The 21709-nt window shown below is 39.3% G+C and carries 16 protein-coding genes and 1 pseudogene; 2 read left to right on the top strand and 15 right to left on the bottom strand.

The window, feature by feature from the left end; genetic code table 11:
- Positions 1-60: 60 nt before the first annotated feature.
- From dnaX to GNP81_RS04510, 4 genes are all read right to left on the bottom strand, one after another.
- Positions 61-2187 carry a DNA polymerase III subunit gamma/tau gene (gene dnaX / locus GNP81_RS04525; RefSeq protein ID WP_155673627.1) on the bottom strand — a complete coding sequence of 709 codons (2127 nt, stop codon included), beginning with the start codon at positions 2185-2187 and terminating at the stop codon, positions 61-63.
- A gap of 103 nt (positions 2188-2290) precedes the next feature.
- Entirely contained in the window at positions 2291-2836 is a 546-nt protein-coding gene (gene apt, locus GNP81_RS04520; RefSeq protein WP_155673626.1) for an adenine phosphoribosyltransferase, read from the bottom strand.
- Between the two features lie 129 nt (positions 2837-2965).
- Positions 2966-3334 carry a YbaN family protein gene (locus GNP81_RS04515; protein WP_155671568.1) on the bottom strand — a complete coding sequence of 123 codons (369 nt, stop codon included), beginning with the start codon at positions 3332-3334 and terminating at the stop codon, positions 2966-2968.
- Positions 3335-3396: 62 nt separating this feature from the next.
- On the bottom strand, positions 3397-4509 hold the full coding sequence (locus GNP81_RS04510; RefSeq protein ID WP_155671566.1) for a response regulator: 1113 nt from the start codon (positions 4507-4509) through the stop codon (positions 3397-3399).
- A gap of 241 nt (positions 4510-4750) precedes the next feature.
- Here GNP81_RS04510 and GNP81_RS04505 point away from each other — a divergent pair, with 241 nt between their 5' ends.
- A complete protein-coding gene (locus GNP81_RS04505; RefSeq protein ID WP_005420019.1) occupies positions 4751-5626 on the top strand; it encodes a LysR family transcriptional regulator in 876 nt (291 codons plus the stop codon).
- Positions 5627-5683: 57 nt separating this feature from the next.
- Here the strand turns inward: GNP81_RS04505 and purF are convergent, their stop codons facing one another.
- The 11 genes and pseudogenes from purF to fabB form a co-directional block, all read right to left on the bottom strand.
- A complete protein-coding gene (gene purF / locus GNP81_RS04500; RefSeq protein ID WP_155673625.1) occupies positions 5684-7198 on the bottom strand; it encodes an amidophosphoribosyltransferase in 1515 nt (504 codons plus the stop codon).
- Positions 7199-7232: 34 nt separating this feature from the next.
- Positions 7233-7724, bottom strand: coding sequence for a colicin V production protein (gene cvpA, locus GNP81_RS04495; protein ID WP_005420022.1), 492 nt, complete (start codon positions 7722-7724; stop codon positions 7233-7235).
- A 61-nt stretch (positions 7725-7785) separates the two neighbouring features.
- Positions 7786-8343 carry an SPOR domain-containing protein gene (locus GNP81_RS04490; RefSeq protein ID WP_336495443.1) on the bottom strand — a complete coding sequence of 186 codons (558 nt, stop codon included), beginning with the start codon at positions 8341-8343 and terminating at the stop codon, positions 7786-7788.
- A gap of 9 nt (positions 8344-8352) precedes the next feature.
- Positions 8353-9633, bottom strand: coding sequence for a bifunctional tetrahydrofolate synthase/dihydrofolate synthase (folC, locus tag GNP81_RS04485; protein WP_155673624.1), 1281 nt, complete (start codon positions 9631-9633; stop codon positions 8353-8355).
- 100 nt (positions 9634-9733) lie between these two features.
- Positions 9734-10618 (bottom strand): acetyl-CoA carboxylase, carboxyltransferase subunit beta, encoded by an 885-nt coding sequence (gene accD / locus GNP81_RS04480; protein WP_005420025.1) that lies wholly within the window; start codon positions 10616-10618, stop codon positions 9734-9736.
- Between the two features lie 152 nt (positions 10619-10770).
- Positions 10771-11559 (bottom strand): tRNA pseudouridine(38-40) synthase TruA, encoded by a 789-nt coding sequence (gene truA, locus GNP81_RS04470; RefSeq protein ID WP_011262251.1) that lies wholly within the window; start codon positions 11557-11559, stop codon positions 10771-10773.
- Between the two features lie 86 nt (positions 11560-11645).
- Entirely contained in the window at positions 11646-11834 is a 189-nt protein-coding gene (locus GNP81_RS19530; protein WP_371968083.1) for a FimV/HubP family polar landmark protein, read from the bottom strand.
- Positions 11835-15314: 3480 nt separating this feature from the next.
- Positions 15315-15770: pseudogene (locus tag GNP81_RS19525) on the bottom strand (FimV/HubP family polar landmark protein); the annotation flags it as partial.
- Positions 15771-15960: 190 nt separating this feature from the next.
- Positions 15961-16974, bottom strand: coding sequence for an aspartate-semialdehyde dehydrogenase (locus tag GNP81_RS04460; RefSeq protein ID WP_063655663.1), 1014 nt, complete (start codon positions 16972-16974; stop codon positions 15961-15963).
- A complete protein-coding gene (locus tag GNP81_RS04455; protein WP_155673623.1) occupies positions 16974-18104 on the bottom strand; it encodes a 4-phosphoerythronate dehydrogenase in 1131 nt (376 codons plus the stop codon). Before GNP81_RS04455 ends, GNP81_RS04460 begins: the two co-directional genes overlap by 1 nt.
- 160 nt (positions 18105-18264) lie before the next feature.
- On the bottom strand, positions 18265-19476 hold the full coding sequence (fabB, locus tag GNP81_RS04450) for a beta-ketoacyl-ACP synthase I (protein ID WP_005420034.1): 1212 nt from the start codon (positions 19474-19476) through the stop codon (positions 18265-18267).
- Positions 19477-19596: 120 nt separating this feature from the next.
- On the opposite strand from fabB, the gene mnmC reads away from it, so the two are divergent.
- On the top strand, positions 19597-21636 hold the full coding sequence (gene mnmC, locus GNP81_RS04445; protein ID WP_155673622.1) for a bifunctional tRNA (5-methylaminomethyl-2-thiouridine)(34)-methyltransferase MnmC2/FAD-dependent 5-carboxymethylaminomethyl-2-thiouridine(34) oxidoreductase MnmC1: 2040 nt from the start codon (positions 19597-19599) through the stop codon (positions 21634-21636).
- Positions 21637-21709 lie beyond the last annotated feature (73 nt).

Here is a 21709-nt window from a genome sequence, read left to right as displayed (position 1 = left end):
GGTTAAATTTTTGTTTTCAACCCACTCTAAATTTTAAATTAGATTGTATGAACGCTTATGTTAAATAGGTCTCACACTTTCTTGATCCATCTCTGCCCCAAATCTCTGAATAAAGAAATTGACGTGTGGATCTTGCTGCAAACTCTGATAAGCCGTTTGCAATTTAGTTTGATACATTTGCTCACGCAGCTCTAAAGGTGTTGTTCCTTCATCACTAATATCGATGGTTACCGTCACTTCTCGATTTAATGTTTGCGTTAACGCTTGAGTGATCAGCTCATTGGCTTTGTCGCCATTTAAATGCGATTGAGCTGCTCGTAAATGTAGCTTAATTTGGTTATCTTGCTCAACAAATGCTGAATTTAAAACAAGCTGCTGTACTAACTTTGGTAATGTTAATGACATTGCCAAGGCTGACCAAGTATCTTGTTTTGATGACTCTTCAACAAGCAATTTCACCATTTCAGGCGTTTTTTCATGCTCTAGCGCTTGTTTTAGTTTCGTTGGAGTAACATCGCTAACCACTTTTTTAATTTCTGGTTGGGTCGATTTCCAACGATACGGCTCTTCTGGCTTTTTCTCTTGTGTTGCTGAATTTCCAATTTGCGACACCTGAGCACGAGGCGCTAAATGCTGCTTTTCAGCAATACGCTCTAACACTGAACTCGTTTTTTTCTTATCGGATGTCGCACTAGCCTTTTTTGAGCCAGTACCTGTATTGGTTAAATTATTTTTTGCACTACGCAGTTGGTTACGAACACCTAATATCCCACTTCGTGGTGCTGGCGTCTCTTGCATAGGTGCCTGCGTAGAAGAAGGGTGTTGAGGTGCTGGTGCCGCAGCTTCAGCTGATTGATTCCCCATAGGAGGAGCATCATACATTGGTGGCTGCTCAGTTTGCGGTGGCACAGTCGCTGGTGCATAACCTTGCTGTGTTTGCTGTGGCATTGTAGGACGCTGTTGAGACGCCATTGGTCTTTGTGCTTGAGGCGCAACATTAACAGGAGCAGAAGGAGCTTGTTGCTGCACTCTTGGTGCTGTATTGATTGCTTGAGGCTCTGTTGATGGCACCGCAATTGGCTGCGCTTCTAGTGCCTGAGCATGTACAGGACGAAATGCTACCATTCTCAATAGCATCATCTCTGCACCCGTTCGCTCACTTGGTGCTAACGGTAAATCTTTACGGCTTTGCAGTACGATTTGATAAAACAATTGCACTTCTTGAGGCGACAACTGCGTACTTAATAGCTCAATACGTTCAGCATCTGGTTGTGTTTTATCTAGAGTGGCTGGTAATGCTTGATACATAGCTAATTTATGAAGCTGATTAGCTAACTCTTTCGCTAATCCATCCCATTCAACACCAATATCAGCAAGATCATTTACGCAATTCATCAATGTCTGCATATTTTTAGTGCTGATCGCCTCTAAAATGCGAATCGCTTGATCAGTATCTAAGGTTCCGAGCATTGCCGATACAATTTCAGCCGTCACTGAACCGTTACCAAGAGCAATAGCTTGATCCGTTAAACTTAATGCATCACGCATACTGCCATCAGCAGCATGAGCAATAAGCCCAAGAGCTCGAGCTTCTTTTGATACTTCTTCTTTATCAAGAACAAAATCTAACTGCTCATGAATTTGATCAACACTGATGTGCTTAAGATGAAACTGCAAGCAACGAGAAAGAATCGTTACAGGTAGCTTTTGTGGATCCGTTGTAGCTAATAAGAATTTCACATATTCAGGCGGCTCTTCCAATGTCTTTAATAGCGCATTGAAACTGTGACGAGATAACATATGAACTTCATCGATCAAATAAACCTTAAAGCGACCACGCGCAGGCTTATATTGAACGTTATCTAATAGTTCACGTGTATCTTCCACTTTCGTTCTAGAAGCTGCATCGATTTCAAGTAAATCAACAAAACGCCCTTCGTCGATTTCTTTACATGTTGAACACACACCACACGGTGTTGATGTGATCCCTTCTTCACAGTTCAATCCTTTAGCAAATAAACGCGCAATCGTGGTTTTACCCACACCACGAGTTCCGCTAAATAGATAAGCGTGATGAAGTCGATTATGGTCAAGTGCGTTTTCCAACGCAGTAAGCACATGAGGTTGGCCTACAACATCTTTAAAATGATGTGGTCGCCACTTCCGCGCCAATACTTGATAGCTCATAGAATACAGCCCAAAATAAAATAGATCTAAATCGTAGCACAGCAAAAAAATGAGATCTTCCTTGATAGAGAGATCTCACGTAATTAACTGTGTATATGAAGAATTAGTGACCAGCAAACTCACAAATGCTGTATACGTTTAGACCTAGGCCTTCTAAACGTGCTTCGCCACCAATTTCTGGAAGATTAATAACAAATGCGGCATGCTCAACCTCACCACCAAGTTGGCGGATCAGTTTTACTGTTGCTTCAATCGTTCCACCCGTTGCTAATAGATCATCAACAACAAGTACTTTGTCCCCTTCAATAATCGCATCAGTATGAATTTCTAATGTATCTGTACCGTACTCTAAGTCGTAAGTTTGTGCGATAGTTGGACGAGGCAATTTACCCGGTTTACGAACAGGAACAAAACCAACACCTAATTCTAATGCTAACGGTGCACCAAATAAGAAACCACGAGCTTCAGTACCAACGATTTTTGTAAAGCCGCCTTGCTTATACTTTTCAACTAATAGTTGAATCGTTGCTTGGTATGCTTTTGGGTCTTCCATTAAGCTTGTTACATCACGGAACATAATGCCAGCTTTAGGGTAATCAGGAATTGATTTAATGCTGCTTTTAATCAGTGCTAGTGTTTCTGTAGACATGGTTATTTGACCTGCTTTGCCTCTATTCGGGCATAAAAATAAATTAACCGAGCAATGGTATTCACTTTCTCATCCATGAGCAAGTATTACCAAGCAAGGTGCGTAGTTGATCAAAGAGTTAATATAAACCTACTCCGATGTAGGAATCCTTGAAAAACCGACCAAAAGCACAATAGCAAAACAAAATAGGCCTAGTTTTACCCATAATAGTGGTGCAAGAATAATTGAAATTACAAAACTTAGTATTATCAAAAGAAAGGCTTTTTTCTTTATTGATTTTTTAATCGTTTTTTTCTCTTGCCACTCAACAATCGGAGGACCTAAAAATGGATGAGTAATCAACCAATGGTTAACTCGCGGCGATGCTTTCATAAAACATGCGCTAGCTAATAACAGGAAAGGTGTAGTTGGTAAAAGAGGCAGAATAACACCGATTAAACCTAAAATAAGCGATGTTAATCCAGTAACGAACCAAAATACTCTACGGGTAAAATGCAAATCAGCCTCTAAAGAATCAAAAAGTTAACCAGAATGTAAACAAACCTCGACTTTAATCAATTCTAAAACGATGTCAATTCCAACTTAAAGCTGCTGCACCCTACGTTATTTAATGAAAGGCTATTCGCACCTTCTTTCACTGAAAAACGATGAACTTGGTTATTTGACGCATTAATCGTTAATTGATTATTTGCTCGGAGCACATTACGTTGATTATTACTTTCCCAGATAGCATCAAGACCAGCTGATAAAATAAAAACCGCTTGCTCGGACAAATCAACATACCCAAAAACGCCCGACATAGCTTGGCTATTATCCATTGTACTCATGCCTTTTTCTATTGATGCGACCATTGCAGAAATCGTATTAGTGGACATCTGTTGGTCTCGAATAAAATCATTAAAGAAGGCTCTGATTAATAAACAAGAAATAACACCGTTTTCCCCACCTGAGTCGGAATCGACAAGATAGAAAAATAAACGACCATCCAATAACCATTCATAATCAAAGATTAAAGGCATACCATCGGTTGATTGCAATAAACGATAACTTAATTTCCAGTTAGCATGCTGAGCTTCACTCTCTGGCAATAACTCAAACAATAATTCTCGACCAACATTAGGCTCTTCTTGTAAATACTCTAAATGCCAATGTAGTTCATCATTACAACTTTTATCCAACTCAGATGTTCTAAACCACTGACTAGAAAAATCTTGCATTCTTAATGAGCTTTCTTCACTTAGCTTTAATGCAGAAGAGAGCGATTTAATTAAAATTGATACATCGCTAATTGGTTTAACTAGAAAATCTTTTGCTCCAAGACGCAACACCTTAGCGACATCTTGCATATCACCGCTACCTGAAATAACAATAATTGGAAGCATTGGGTATTCCAATACCGCTTCCTCTACAAATTCGATGCCGTTCAAAATAGGCATGGCTAAATCACACAGCAATACATCAGGTAAAGAATGCTTAAGCATTTGTAAACCTTCAAGGCCGTTGTTCGCTTCTTTAACATTGCACGAATATGTTTCTAAGACCGCTCTTATCATTGAACGAAAGATTGGATCATCATCAACAATCAAAATATCTTTGTTTCTTAATAGATCTTCTACAGGAGTGTTCCCCTCTCCTTCCTTTCTTCTTGTTGCCTGCTCTACTGACACTGACATACGACTACCCTCTGCACGCACCCAAATTCAATACCTATTATTTTTATTATCTAAAATAAATTTAGTTCGAGATCCAAGCGAGCACAAATTATTTTAGCTATCATTATTAATAAAATGCTAAATTAGCCGTGAATTTGGACTTTTATTTACAGATTTTCATTTTAGTTGACTTATAACAACACCAATTCACGCATTTTTGTTACACTTTAGCGCTCTAAAAAACGGAGAGTATCTTAATATAATGAAATTAGATGATTTGAATTTGTTTCGACAAGTGGTTGAAAATGGCAGCTACACTGCAGCTTCAAGAAAAACCCTAATTCCTGTTGCGACAATTACTCGTCGGATTCAAGCTTTAGAAGATTCTTTAGATATTCGCTTACTCAACCGTCATGCTAGGAAATTATCTCTTACTGAAGCTGGTCAAAAGTTTTACGATGAATGTGCCCCTATTCTAGCGACATTGGTAAACACCAGTGAATATCTAGGTGAAGAATGTCGTGGTGCAGCAGGAAAGCTAAAGATTGCAGCGCCTTCAAACCTAACTAAACGCATGATCCAACCCATTTTGAATAAGTTTATGCTGCTTTATCCTGATATTAGCATCAACTTAACCATGAGCAATCAACCCGAGCAGCTTGACCCTACTGATTGGGATATTATTTTCCGCGTTGGTAAGCAACGAGATTCCTCTCTTATTGCTCGTCAAATTGGCTCTTTGGAAGATATTTTAGTTGCGAGCCCAACTTACTTAGAAAAAAACTCTGAACCAACTCATGCGCAAGAACTGCATAAACACAGTCTATTGAAAGGCAACCCTTTAATGCGTTGGCGCTTAACCAACAGAGATGGTGAATCAGTTACAATTACCGATGCTGGACGTTTTGAAGCAAGTGAACTAAATGTAATTCGTATGGCGTGTTCAAATGGATTGGGGATTACCTTAATGCCAGATATCATGATCAGCCAATATCTAGAGGAAGGTTCGCTTATTCGAGTTCTAAGTGATTGGTCTGCTAACCCTCGTGATATTTACATGATATACAACTACAAAGATCATCAACCTGAAAAAGTACGTTTGTTTATTGATTTTGTAAGTAATCACATTCCTGATTAATGTATTACATATAAAAAAGCCTGTGAAATCACAGGCTTTTTTTATTCTGAACGAAAATTAAATCTCTTCGTTATAAATATCGAGACTTGCTACATTCTGTGCTTCGTTATCTTGTTTTGCATCATCATTACGTAGGCTTTCTAAATACTCTAAGTAATTTTGATCAACATCACCCGTAACATAATGCGCATTGAAAACCGATGTTTCAAATTTCTCAATCTCTCTGTTACCGCAACCAACCGCATCAACTAAGTCCGAAAGATCTTGGAAAATAAGGGCATCAGCACCAATCGCCTTACAGATCTCATCCACTTCACGACCATGTGCGATCAATTCATTTGCACTTGGCATATCGATGCCATATACGTTAGGGAAACGAATTTCAGGAGCCGCTGACACCATATAAACGTTCTTAGCACCAGAATCACGAGCCATTTCAATAATCTGCTCTGAGGTTGTTCCACGCACAATAGAGTCATCAACCAATAAAACATTTTTATCTTTAAATTCAGAACGAATCGCGTTTAGCTTGCGACGTACAGATTTCTTACGCTCTTGTTGTCCTGGCATAATAAAGGTACGGCCAACATAACGATTCTTAACAAAACCTTGACGGTAAGGTTTATTAATAATTTGTGCGATTTCTAATGCGATGTCACATGATGTTTCAGGAATAGGCAATACAACATCAATATCAAGATCTTCCCATTCACGCTTAATTTTTTCACCCAAACGCTTACCCATTTCAACTCGAGCACTGTATACCGAAATTTTATCGATAAAAGAATCAGGGCGAGCAAAGTAAACAAACTCAAAAATACATGGGTTTAGTTTAGGTTCATGTGCACATTGTTGTGTATATAGCCCACCTTCAAATGGAGCATAAATCGCTTCACCTGGTGCAACATCACGAACAAAATCAAAACCGACAGCATCTAAAGCTACAGACTCTGAAGCCACCATATATTCTGTACGGCCTTCAACTTTGCGTTTACCTAGACATAATGGACGAATACCATTTGGATCTCGGAAGGCAACCATACCGTGTCCAATAATCATTGCGGTTACCGCATAAGCACCACGAATTTGCTCGTGAACTTTAGTGACTGTTTTAAAAATATCTTCTTGAGTTAATGGGTAATTTTTTGATTCATCAAGATGGTGCGCAAAAATATTTAATAACACTTCTGAATCTGAAGTTGTATTAACATGACGACGTTCTTGTTCAAATAAAGTCTCACGGATTTCGTTCGCATTGGTTAAGTTACCGTTATGCGCGAGGGTGATACCAAATGGAGAGTTAACATAGAAAGGTTGCGCTTCTGACGCACTAGAACTGCCTGCTGTAGGGTATCGAACATGGCCAATACCAACGTTACCTTGTAGGCGTTGCATGTGTTTTGTTTCAAATACATCCTTCACCAAACCGTTCGCCTTTCTCAGACGGAAACGATTGCTTTCTATGGTAATAATACCAGCAGCATCTTGGCCACGATGTTGTAGCACTGTTAAAGCGTCATAGATTGACTGGTTTACTGGTGTTGCGCCCACGATTCCAACAATACCGCACATGTCCTAGAGTCCTCAATTTGCTAAAAAACTGGCGCTATTTAGCGCCAGGAAGAAAACTTGATGTATCCTTTAAGTAATCGAAGAACCACTCAATTACTACCGAAAATTGCGGTATTAATTGTGATTGCTTCCACCACTCTGAATCTGATAAAGAAGTAAAGGCATCAATGAAGAATAAAACAGCTGCTATGATTAGCACGCCTCTTAAGCCTCCAAAGACAATTCCTAAAATCCTATCGGTTCCTGACAACCCTGTTTTTTGTACTAATTGACCTACTACGTAGTTAACAACCGCACCAACAATTAAGGTTGCCACAAACAAGGCAGCTATCGCACTGCCATTTCTTATCATTTCGTCATGAATATTTGTAAAGTAAACCGCTAGCTTTGGATAAAAGTTGCTGGCAATAAAAAATGCACCAAACCAAATAACCAAAGACAACGCTTCTTTTACAAAACCTCTAATCAAACTGATTAAAGCTGACAGGCTAATAACGCCTAAAATGACAAAATCGATCCAAATCATAATTTATCTTTTCTCTGTTGCTGCGCATTTTAACAGAAAAATCCGCTACGCAAACGTTTTCTTATGGGTTTAGTGGTGTAAATTTGAGCAATTGACCATTTAAGCCAGTTATTTCTTTTAATTTTGGCAGTTGCTTTTCTAGATCAGGTTTAGAAACATCTGGACCAACAGCAACTCGAACTAAATCACCAGATTGTGGATCTTTAGGGAAAGTATGCGCTTGGTAACCTTGCTTACGTAGCTTAAGAGCAAGATTTTTTGCGTTGTCTGCATTTCTAAATACACCAAGCTGAATGATCCATGCGCTTTTTGCATAATCCACTTTAGAAGGCTGTGATTGTTTTTTCTCAACAATCGTCAACGTTTCTTTTTCAGGCTCAGTAGGTGAAGATTCAATAGTTACTTCGACAGGTTCATCTGGAAGTTCCGCATCAAAATCAACCGGCTCTTGAATCTCAAATTGCTCTACATCTTTAGAAAGCTCAGGCTTAATTGGAATACTTGCAAACTCTTCTTGGTAATGCTTTTTCTTACCATCAAATAGATCAGGTAAAACAATTACCCCAATAGCAACCAATATTATGGTTCCGACTAAACGTCGTTGAAATGGACTAGACACTCATGTTCCTCATGCTTCTTTTTTCCAGTAATCCCATACTTCACCGACCGTATGGAATGATCCGAAGACTAAAATTAAATCTTCATTTTCAGCCTGTTGTAATGCTACTTTAAAAGCATCAACAGGTGATGAATATTCTGTTATTTCTTTTGATAAAACAGCGGTTAATTCACTTGCGTTAGCCGCTCTTGGTCCTGATAACGATGCAGGATACCAAACATCAATCACTCCCGTGAACTCACCTAAAGTAGATTTAATGTCTTTATCATGTAACATCCCTACTACTGCATGGATTTTCTTATTTGGGAAACGCTGTCTTACTTGCTGTACAAGATAGTGCGCCGAATGTGGGTTGTGCGCAACATCAAGTATAATCGTAGGCTCAAATTCAGAGTTGCCACGAGTCAATCGCTGCATTCTTCCAGGTAACGTTGCTGATTTTAAACCTTCAACAATATTAATATCACTCAATTCTAATCCTGAAACACCTAAAGCCATAATGGCCGTCGCTGCATTCGCTAGTGGTAAATTAGGTAATGGTAAGTTATCTAGATCAAATGCTCCACTCTTCCACGACCACGTTTGAGTATCTGCATGCACGTTATAATCAAATTGATAACCAACCTGATATAAATCAGCATTAATATCATCTGCATGAGCTGCAACACTTGAAGGTGGATTAGGTTGACCACAAATAGCTGGTTTTTCTGAACGAAAAATGCCCGCCTTTTCAAAACCAATGACTTCAATATCGTCACCTAACCAATCAACATGATCAACAGCTAAGCTTGTAATAATTGATACATCATGATCAACAACATTCGTCGCATCTAAACGTCCACCAAGGCCAACTTCAAGCAAAACCACATCAACTTGATGCGCTTTAAAAGCCCAAAGAGCAGAAAGCGTTCCGAATTCAAAAAGACTAAGTGAAATATCTTTACGCCACGCTTCAATAGCAGCAAAAGACTGAGAAATAAGAGAATCAGATAAGTCGTTACCATTAATACGAATACGTTCGTTGTAACGAATAAGATGAGGAGAACTATAAACACCAACACGATAACCAGCATTGATTAAAATAGATTCCATTAATGCACAGGTTGAACCTTTACCGTTTGTTCCTGCAACTGTGATTACCGTTGGTGCTGGTTTAGTTAATTTTGCTCGTTGTGCAACACGCTGAACACGGTCTAAACCCAAATCTATTGCACTAGTATGAATGCTTTCTAAATAACGAAGCCACACCGATAAATCAGATGTGGCTTTCGGAGAATCAAATGTTGTCATAATTCAACTACTTCACTAACGAATATAGTGACAGTATATATGACTTAGGTTGCTGTTTTAAAGTAAGAACTAACAACCTTGGTCCCATTTGATTTAATTCTTAGTGTGAACCATCAACAGGAACAACTAATGGTGACTCTTGATTCGTCATTTTAGCCATTAACCCACCGATACGTTGACGCATTTCACGACGGTCAACAATCATGTCAATCGCACCATGCTCAAGCAAGAATTCACTACGTTGGAAACCTTCAGGAAGATCTTCACGCACAGTTTGCTCAATAACACGACGACCAGCAAAGCCGATTAACGCTTTTGGTTCACCGATATTGATATCACCTAGCATTGCTAAACTTGCTGATACACCACCCATTGTTGGGTCAGTTAGTACAGAGAAAAATGGTAGGCCTTTACGAGACAAACGAGCTAGAGCTGCACTTGTTTTTGCCATTTGCATTAGAGACATAAGCGCCTCTTGCATACGTGCGCCACCACTTGCAGAGAAACATACAAGAGGACAGTTATTTTCAATTGCAGCATCTACCGCTTTAACAAAGCGAGCGCCAACAACAGAACCCATTGAACCACCCATAAATGAGAATTCAAATGCACATGCAACAACCGGTAATTCTAATAGAGTACCTTTCATTACCACTAGAGCATCTGTTTCATCACTTGATTTTTGTGCAGCAGAGATACGATCTTTATAACGCTTTGAATCTTTAAACTTTAAAACATCTTTTGGTTCTAATTCAGCACCAATTTCAACACGACCTTCTGCATCTAAGAATGTTTCAAGACGCTTACGAGCTTTCATTCGCATATGATGGTCACATTTTGGACACACTTCTAGGTTACGCTCTAATTCTGCAGAATAAAGAACTTGTTCACATGACGTACATTTCGTCCAAACCCCTTCAGGGATCGATGCTTTACGTGAACTAACAATATTGCTTGTATTAAAAATCTTTTCAAGCCAACTCATGGACGACCTTTCTATTAGTGATCTCTCGCACCATCGCAAGAGAATAAAATTCAATTAAATAGATTAAACCATAAATATCCGCCAGTGTAGATAAAAAACTGGTTGTACCTATTTTCAATATTGAATCCATCTCTACTTTTCGTAGTGATAAATCAATCATTATCTAGAAATAAAGGACCTAGTGGTACTCGCGGTAATTCCCATTCTAGCGGGTAATCTACATCCACAAGATACAAACCTTCGGCTTTAGCCGTAGCTCCAGCCAGTTTTCGGTCTTTAGCTTCTAATAACCATTTAATCCATTCTGGTTTTTGCTTTCCTTTGCCTACTTCGATTAAGCTACCGGTAATGTTACGAACCATATGGTGAACAAAAGCGTTTGCTTTAATATCAATAACAATAAAATCACCATGACGAGTGACTTTTAAGTGCATTAAGTTGCGCCATGGTGAACGTGATTGACAGTGAACGGCACGAAATGACGTAAAATCATTTTCGCCTAATAAATATTGACCAGCTTCATGCATTAAATTCGCATCTAACGCATCATGATAATGGCTTACACCATGCCCTAAAATTGCTGGACGCAAACGATTATTATAGATGATATAGCGATAACGACGAGCAGTAGCGGTAAAACGAGCATGAAAATCCTCATTTACCTCTTTGGCCCAACGAACTGCGATGTTCTTTGGTAAGTTCGCATTCGCCCCCATCATCCACGCTGCTAATTTGCGAGAACTTGTTGTATCAAAGTGCACGACTTGTCCTGTACCGTGAACACCAGCATCCGTTCGACCTGCACAATGAACTTCAATAGGCTCATTAGCAACGATAGTTAATGCTTTTTCCAGTTCTTCTTGGACACTGTTTACATCTCTTTGACGTTGCCAACCGTAATATTCGGCACCATCATATTCAATACATAGAGCTATTCGCATGATTTCTTTTCTTTTAATTCAATTAGACATCATTATAAAAAAAGGCGGAGCTCACTGCCACCGCCTTTTTAATATTGTTTCTTAAGTTAGCCGATTTGTTTCATTAATTTTTCAGCTTCGATTTTTAAGGAAACATCATCACTACGAAGAACGTCCTCAAGCAACTCTAAAGCGCCTTTATCATCAGACATTTCAATATATGCTTTTGCTAAATCTAGTTTACTTTGAGCATCGCTGTTTACATCCACATCATGTTCTGCAACGTTGCCTAGCATGTCTGGAAATTCATCCAAACCTACATCTAGATTTAAATCTTCTTCTTCAAAGTCATTTTTATCGCCCTTTTCAGTTTCAGCAATCAATGCTTCAATACTTAAAAAACGATTCTCGCCATGAGGGTCATTTTCAACATTAGGTTGCTCTGACCAATCTTCATCTTCAAGATCTGATTCTGTATTAGAGTGCCCATCAAGACTGAAACCACTCCAATCACTACCACCATCCTCAAGCATACTGTCGATATCTAAGCCAGCGCTATCTAAATGAGTTAATGCTTCTTTCTCTTCATCAGATACTTGCGAAGTAAAATTAAACTCTTCACGAGATGGAGCGATTTCTGTTTCTTCCTCAGTTGAATCAAGGTTAAACGCAGAATCATCGATTTCATTGTCATCATCACCTAGAGCCGCTAATGCATCTTCAATAGATAATCCATCAAACTTTGTATCTTGCTCTTCTTCGTCGCTATCTAAATCCAATTCAGATACAGAACTTTCTTCTTCACTCTTTTGGCTAAAGTCCGTTGCGTTTTGTTCTACAAAATCATCTAGAGAGAAATCATTATCATCTTCATCGTCAGTTAATTCTGTAAGTTCAACTGGATCTTCCTCTAAATCAAGCAGGCTTTCATCATCAGCTAGCAGTGAATCAAGATCATCTTCATCAAGCGTATCTTCTTCAAGAGCTTCTGTACTTTCAACGTCAGATGCCACTGCTTCTTCAAGAGTATCTTCTGCTATTACTTCAGATTCTGTTGGCTCTTCAAGTTCAGAAACTTCTGTCTCTTCTGCTTCTGACTCAAGCTCTTCATCAAATGAGAATGCGTCTTTGCTTTCTTCATTCAGCGCTTCATCTTCATTTAATACTTCAAGATCAACTGACTCTTCCTCTAAATCAAGTAGGCTTTCATCACCAGCTAATAGCGAATCAAGCGTTGCTTCATCAAGATCGTCTTCTTCAAGAGCTTCTGTGCTTTCAACTTCAGGAGTTACTGTTTCTTCAGTAACATCTTCTGCCATCACTTCAAGTTCTGTTGGCTCTGCAAGTTCAGAAACTTCTGTCTCTTCTGCTTCTGACTCAAGCTCTTCATCAAATGAGAATTCGTCTTCACTGTTTTCATTTAACGCTTCATCTTCATTTAATGCTTCAAGATCAACTGACTCTTCGTCTAAATCAAGTAGGCTTTCATCACCAGCTAATAGCGAATCAAGCGTTGCTTCATCAAGATCGTCCTCTTCAAGAGCTTCTGTGCTTTCAACTTCAGGAGTTACTGTTTCTTCAGTAACATCTTCTGCTATCACTTCAGGTTCTGTTGGCTCAGCAAGTTTAGAAACGTCTGTTTCTTCTATTTCAGACTCAAGTTCTTCGTCAAATGAGAATGCGTCTTCACTTTCTTCATTCAGCGCTTCATCTTCATTTAATGCGTCAAGATCAACAGACTCTTCCTCTAAATCAAGTAGACTTTCATCATCCGCTAACAATGAATCAAGATCATCTTCTTCAAACTCATTTAAAATTTCAGACTCAGATACAGGTTCTGCTAATTCATCTTCCTGTACTTGAGGCTCTGTTGATTCTAATAAATCAGCTTCAAATGCAATCTCATCCTCTTCTGAATCTAGCTCAGAAAGATGCTCATTTTTTGGTTCTGATTCAAACAAAGGAATATCATCTTCGTCTTCTTCATCATCTTCAATTAGCCAATCTTCATCTCTAGGGGTGTCTTCAGAAAGCGCTTCTGATGCTGCTACACCGTTAACTTCAGCATCAACGCCAGTCTTTCCCAGAGTTTCATTTTCCTCATCAGTGTCATCACCAATAAGTTCATCTAAAAGAGCGGTACTGTCTTCATCTAGCTCAAAGTTATCATTCTTTTCATCATCATCAGCTAATAACTCATCCAGTAGAGCTGTGCTATCTTCTTCTAATGTGATGTCATCTTCATCATCAAGTTTTTCATCATCTAACAGCTCATCAAGTAAAGCCGTGCTATCAGCATCAATATCTAGATCATCGTCTTGATCTTCATCAGATTCATCAATTAACTCATCTAATAAAGCGGTACTGTTATCTTCTAAATCGAACTCATCTTCTGTTTCATCATCAGATTCGTCTAATAGTTCATCAAGTAATGCCGTACTTTCATCTTCTAAGTCTAAATCAATATCATCTTCAACAGCTGATTCTTTTTCTGACTCTTCATCTGCCATACCAGAAAGTAGTTCATCAAAATCCAACTCATCTTCAAGTGAGTCAGTTTTTGCTTCTACTTCTTCAGTTTCTAATACAAGCTTAGTCTCTTCATTTTCATCAAGATCCCAACCTTGGTCTAGAACTGATTCGTCTTCATCTTCATCGTCAACTGAAGCAAATAAATCATCTAGCATCGATTGATCAAGTTCGCCACCTTCCAGTTCTTCAGTTTCTTCAAGCTCTGGAATTGATGATGTTTTTTCTGAATCTGAATCATCAATTAGTGATAAGTCAAAATCATCATCTTCTGCTTCTAAATCACTTTCTGAGAATAAGTCACTATCAAAATCATTCAGCGCTTTTTCCATCTCTTCAAGACCGAGCGCTTTCTCTTCGGCAGCTACGGTCAAAGCACTCGATGACATATCTAAGTCATCATCAAGGTCATCTAACCCACCAAGTTCTAAATCAAGATCACCCTCATCTTCTAAACTCAGAGAGTCCAAATCAGAATCTGATTCTAACTCAGCAAATGGGTCTTCATCTGTGTTGTCGTTGTCTGTTTCAAACTCAGCAAATAGGTCATCATTTGAATCTGACTGTTCATCAAAGATAAATTCATCATTATTTAAATCGCTAAGAATATCATCATCGTCATCCAAGCTAATTTCAGGGATATCATCATCCATATTGAAATTGTCTTCTGGCATAACTAACGGTGCAGGTTGTTGCTCTGATTGAGCTTCACCTTCGCCTTCTTCTTCCTCTTTTTTACGACGGAATAAGAAGAATGCAATTAAACCTGCAATAAGAGCTCCTGGGATTAACGCTAAAGAAGCAATTAAACCAGGGCTTGATGCCAACTTATCCATTGCTGTTGGCTCAACTTTTTTCTCAGCAGCTGCAAGTTGTTTTTGTTCATTAATGAATTTTTCTACTTCATTGCGAATACGATCTTCATCGCCTAATTCACTCTTTAAGTTATCAACTTCATTTTGAACTTGTGCTAATCGCACTCGTAATTGGTGATTGTTTTCTTGAAGTGCGGTGAACTCTTGTTCCGTTGTATCTAATTCAGTTTTTAAAGCAACAACAGAGGCCGTTGGTTCAGCAACTGGAGCAACTGATTTAATCACTTCTTTAGCCGGCTTTGGCTCTTGGACCTTAGCTTCAGTCTTAACTGGAACTACCGCAGGTTTTGGCGTAGGTGCTGGTTTTTCAGTCTTAACGGTTCTTTTAACTTGAGCCTCAGACGCTTTTTGTGCAGCTAATTTTTTACTGTGCGCCTGTAATAATTGTTTAGCATCATCAGTATTTTCACGTCGAACTTGCTCTAGTGTCGGTAAACGTAATCGGCTATTTGGCTCTAACCCATGAATATTATTATTTTCAAATGCTTGTGGGTTCAAACGATAAATAGCAAGCAGTGTTTGCTGAACAGATGTTGTGTTTGATGGATTTACACGACTAGCGATAGACCATAATGTTTCGTCTTCTCTCGTCGGCCCATAAATTCGGGTTGATGCTTTTGCTTGTGGTGCTTTTTCAGCGGGTACTGATTTGGTATATACCTTAGCCGGTTGTGCTTCAGTTACAACCTGTGAGCTGACGGTTTGATCCTTACCTTCAGGACCAACGATTTGAATAGTGCTCGCGGCGTGCGCTTGTGAGCACTGTGCGGCAACGAATAACGCTAAAGGTGTCAGCGTTTTAAATATTTTTTGTGATGCGTCAGACACTAGAGATGCCTCTTAATAAAATGAAAAATCAATACCTGTGTAACTATATCGGATAATAATAAAAAAACTGTAGTTTTTAAGCAAAAACTGTGTGCTTTATGGAAGAAAAAAGCCTTAGTTTTCACTAAGGCTTTTAATTTAAAGTAAATAACGCTCTTTATTTTATAAAAAACAAGTTAACGCATTATTATTAGTAGTAATCTCGGATTAACACTTCAGCAATTTGAACTGCGTTTGTTGCTGCGCCTTTACGCACATTATCTGCAACTACCCACATATTTAAGCCCATTGAATGGCTGATATCTTCACGAATACGAGCAACCATTACATGGTCTTTACCCGTAGCATCACTTACTTGTGTTGGGTAATCATTACCGTGGAATACTTCAATACCATCGGTTTCTTCAAGTAAACGCGTTGCTTCAGCTGCATCGATTGGTGCACGAGTCTCAATATGAACCGCTTCTGCGTGACCGTAGAATACAGGCACACGTACACATGTTGGGTTTACTGTGATGGTATCATCAGCAAAGATTTTTTGCGTTTCCCACACCATTTTCATTTCTTCTTTGGTGTAACCGTTATCCATAAACTCATCAATATGAGGTAAGCAGTTAAACGCAATTTGTTTATCGTATGCTTTATTCTCAGCAGGTAAACCATTTAGTAATTTAGCGGTTTGGCCTGCTAACTCATCAATCCCTGCTTTACCTGAACCAGACACTGATTGGTAAGTTGATACATTAATACGATCGATACCAACAGCATCATGAATCGGTTTTAAAGCAACCAACATTTGGATAGTTGAGCAGTTAGGGTTCGCAATAATATTACGATTACGGAAATCAGCTAACGCTTCAGGGTTTACTTCAGGAATAACCAATGGAATGTCGTGGTCATAACGGAAGTGTGATGTGTTATCAATAACGACTACGCCTGAATCAGCAGCAATTGGTGCCCATTTAGCAGATAATTCACCGCCCGCAGAAAATAGACCGATTTGTACTTGGCTCCAATCAAACTCTTCTACGTTCTCAACGGTTAATGTTTTACCATTAAAACGAACTGTTTTACCTTCACTGCGCTCAGACGCTAAAAGGTATAAATTGCGAACCGGAAAATTACGATCTTGTAATACTTCTACGATTGCTTCGCCAACGGCACCAGTTGCGCCAAGAATGGCAACATCAAATTCTTGAGTCATTAGACTTCCTCGATTGTAAATCCAAGTTGTTGTAACGGAGTAAGATCACAGCATTGAGTCCCTGTGATCGTGATAGCACTGTATTCTCTTCTATCCCAATAATCTTTACGCATTTTATCAAATGCTCCGACGGTTGTGATTTCTTTTCGAAATACGGCATCATCTTTTCGCACATCATAGACTAACTGAATCAAATTGTGCAGTGTTGAATGATCCCATTGTTGATTTAATCTCACGTTAGGAATCGGGGCTATCGGTAATAATGTTTGAGGGTCGGCTCTTTCACTGCGTTTTAAAAACTCACAGTAAGAGTTAAATATCATTGTCGTACCACGCGCTTTACCTTCTAATCCGTACCCTGCAATATGAGGAGTAGCAAAAGATAATAACGGTAATAATTCCATATCAACGTCTGGTTCAAACTCAAAAACATCTAATACCGCTTTAAAACCATCTTGTTTTAATAAACGTTGTTTTAAGGCTTGATTATCTACCACAGGACCACGAGCAGCGTTAATTAATATTTGGTCATTACGTAATTTTGATAATACCTTTTGTCCGATAAGGTGATGAGTAGGGTATTCACCATCACGAGTAATCGGTGTATGAAGAGTGATAACATCTGATTTTTCTAGCAATTCATCTAATGCTACAAATGAGCGAGAATCGCCCTCTTGCTCTTTAATTGGGTCATTTAAAAGATAAGAAATATTCAATGCATCTAAACACTGAGCTAGATAAGATCCAACCTGCCCAGCACCAACAATACCAAACGTTTTATCGAAAATAGAAAAACCGTGTTGTTGAGCTAATACCATTAAACAACTTAATACGTACTCCGCCACACCCACTTTGTTACAGCCCGGCGCGGCGGTAAAGAAAATGCCCTTCTCTTTCAACAATGCTTGATCAACATGATCCATGCCAGCGGTTGCCGTACCGACAAATTTCAGTTTATTGGCTTTTGAGAGCAAATCTGAATTCACTTTCGTTACTGAACGAATCATTAATGCATCCACATCAATCAGATCGTCAGCGGTTAATGTTCTGCCTGATTTAGCAATAACTTCGCCTAACCCACTAAACAGTTCAGCAGCATAAGGCATATTTTCATCAATCAGTATTTTCATCTCTTACTCATCTATCCTTTTGACTTATGGCTTGAGTTTATACCAATGTAACTAATTAATGGAATTGGTATCATCACTTCCATAACAGAAAACAGGTATAAAAAAACCCAGCCAATTTAAATGACTGGGTTTTTATTATTTGTTTTCAGTGATTACACTATTACGCTTCGTATTTCTTAATAACTAGCGTTGCGTTTGTACCACCAAAACCGAAGCTGTTTGACATTACAGTGTTCAGTGCTTGATCACGTTTTTCAGTTACGATATCAAGACCTTCAGCTGCAGGGTCTAGCGTTTCAACGTTGATGCTTGGTGCGATGAAACCATGCTCTAACATTAGAGTAGAGTAAATAGCTTCATGAACACCAGCCGCGCCTAGTGCGTGACCTGTCATTGCTTTAGTTGCAGAAATTGCAGGGCTGTTAGCACCAAATACTTCTTGGATTGCACCTAGCTCTTTTGCATCACCTACAGGTGTTGATGTGCCGTGAGTGTTCACGTAATCAACGCTGTCTACGTTTTGCATCGCCATCTTCATACAACGAACTGCGCCTTCGCCTGATGGAGCAACCATGTCGTAGCCATCAGATGTTGCACCGTAACCTACGATTTCACCGTAAATTTTAGCGCCACGAGCAAGTGCGTGCTCAAGTTCTTCGATAACTAGCATACCGCCGCCACCAGAAATTACGAAACCATCGCGGTCTGCATCATAAGTACGTGATGCTTTTTCTGGAGTATCGTTATACTTAGATGATAATGCACCCATTGCATCAAACATCATAGTAAGAGACCAATCTAGCTCTTCACCACCACCAGCAAACATTACGTCTTGTTTACCTAGTTGGATAAGCTCTACTGCGTGGCCAATACAGTGTGCAGATGTTGCACAAGCTGAACTCATTGAGTAGTTCACGCCTTTAATTTTAAACGGTGTTGCAAGACATGCAGAAACCGTTGACGCCATTGTACGTGGAACCATGTAAGGACCAACACGCTTAACGCCTTTCTCACGCAAGATATCAACTGCATTTACTTGGTTTAGTGATGATGCACCACCAGAACCTGCAACAATACCTGTACGTTCATTTGAAACTTGATCTTCTGTTAAGCCAGAATCCGCTACTGCTTGCTCCATTGAGATGTAAGCAAATGCAGCCGCATCACCCATGAAACGCATTTTTTTGCGATCAATGTGATCAGCAGGGTTCATTTTCAAATCGCCCCAAACATTACTGCGCAGACCTTTTTCAGCAAACTGCTCAGAGAAGTTAATGCCTGATTTACCAGCTTTCAGAGACTCTAATACTTCTTCTGCATTGTTACCGATACTTGAAACAATGCCCATGCCTGTAATTACGGCTCTTTTCATGATTCTTTCCTAATAAGTCATAAATCTTGGTAGATAATAGCGAAGATAGCACAACAAAGTGGTCAGCTTTCCTATAAGTCGTTAAAATCCGACGTAGATTATCTTTAATGGTACAAATTTATGTCACAAAACCACATTTTACCACAAAACAGCATCACTAATGCAGTCCTTGAATGGAATGAGTCTGGAACACCCGTCTCAAATGATTTTGATGACGTGTATTTTTCTAACGATAATGGGTTAGAAGAAACACGTTATGTTTTCTTACAACAAAATCATCTTCCACAAAGATGGCAAGAATATGACCAGCGTCGTTTTGTGATTGGTGAAACAGGATTTGGGACTGGATTAAACTTTCTTGCTGTATGGCAATGGTTCAAAGAATTCCGCTCACAATATCCTGATGCTCCTTTAAAAGAGCTTCACTTTGTTAGCTTTGAAAAATTCCCAGTTACTAAATCTGATTTAATTAAAGCTCATCAAGCGTGGCCAGAATTGGCTCAATTTGCTGAACAGTTACAAGAACACTATCCAGCTGCCGTACCTGATTGCCATCGTTTAGTACTAGAAGACGGCATGATAACACTTGATCTCTGGTTTGGTGACATAAAAGATTGCATGCCTCAGATCTGGATGGACGATAAAGGGTTAATTGATGCATGGTTCCTCGATGGTTTTGCACCAAGTAAAAACCCTGAGATGTGGAATCAAACTCTGTTTAATAACATGGCAAGCCTAGCTAAAAAAGGCTGCACCTGTGCAACGTTTACTGCAGCGGGATTTGTTCGTAGAGGCCTAATTGAAGCTGGCTTTGATATGAAGAAAGTCAAAGGCTTTGGGCATAAACGCGAAATGATTGCAGGCACATTAACGGAGCGTACAACCAAAGCAAACCACGAAGTATGGTATGCCCGCTCAACCAAAGAAAACATCACTGACGTTGCTATTATCGGGGGAGGTGTTGCTAGTGCTGCATTAGCGACAACCTTAATTAGACGTGGCGTAAAAGTAAGTGTTTACTGCAAAGATGAGAAATCCGCACAAGGGGCATCAGGTAATAAACAAGGTGCTGTATATCCACTGCTTAATGAGAAATTCAATTCCCTTTCTCGTTTTTTTGCTCCAGGATTTATTTTTGCTCGTCAGTTTATCGACCAAGCCGCTAAACACGTAGAATTTGATCATGATTGGTGTGGTGTTACCCAGTTAAAATGGGATGAAAAATCCGCTAACAAGCTCAATAAAATGCTTGAGGGGAATTTCCCTGATGAGCTTGTTTCTTCTTTTGATATTGATAAAACCAATCAAATGGTTGGCTTACCGATTAATATGGAAAGCGTCCACTATCCATTAGGTGGCTGGTTATGTCCAAAACAATTAACTCGTGGATTATTTCAACATTTATCAAATAATCCACTGTTCACTCTACATTGTGATTCAGAAATAACCGCATTAACACAGAACGAACAACAATGGCTTCTATCAACAGATAGCAACGCTTACCAACATCAAGCCGTTGTGGTTGCAAATGGGCACAGGTTTACTGATTTTGAGCAAACTAAAGACATTCCAGCGACCCCTGTTCGTGGACAAGTCAGTCATGTTCCAACGACAGAATCACTAAAAAATCTGAAAACCGTATTATGTTATGACGGTTACTTAACACCTGAAAATAGCAAACATCAAACTCATTGTATTGGGGCGAGTTATGATCGTCGTGATTTGGATCTCGCATTTAAAGAGTCAGATCAAATCGAAAATGGCGAGAGATTACGAAAATGTATTCCAAACGAAGCGTGGCCAAACGACATTGATACTAGCGATAACCAAGCTCGTGTAGGCATTCGATGTGCTAGTCGTGATCACCTACCATTTATCGGAAATGTGGTGCGTTTTGAAGAGGTGCAAGAAGAATACAAAAACATCTATAAGAAGCGCCACTGGTTGCGTGAAGCTAAAGATATCCCTGTTTATGATGGCTTGTTCTGCATGTTAACACTGGGATCAAGAGGATTAAGCTCAGCACCATTATTGGCTGAGACCTTAGCATCACAAATTATGGGTGATCCAATTCCATTACCAAATTCAGTGCTTGAAGGGTTACATCCTGGAAGATTATGGGTGAGAAGATTGTTGAAAGGAAAACCGTTGGATATTTAAGAAAAAGTAAGAGCAGGGACTAGGTCGGTCGCCAGCTCCCTTCTCAGGTTTCAGGGGGCTCGTTGTAAGCGAT

The sequence above is a fragment of the Aliivibrio fischeri genome, assembly GCF_009727955.1.
In the GTDB taxonomy this organism is placed as follows: Bacteria; Pseudomonadota; Gammaproteobacteria; order Enterobacterales; family Vibrionaceae; genus Aliivibrio; species Aliivibrio fischeri_A.
This window is presented reverse-complemented; position numbering and strand designations above follow the sequence as displayed.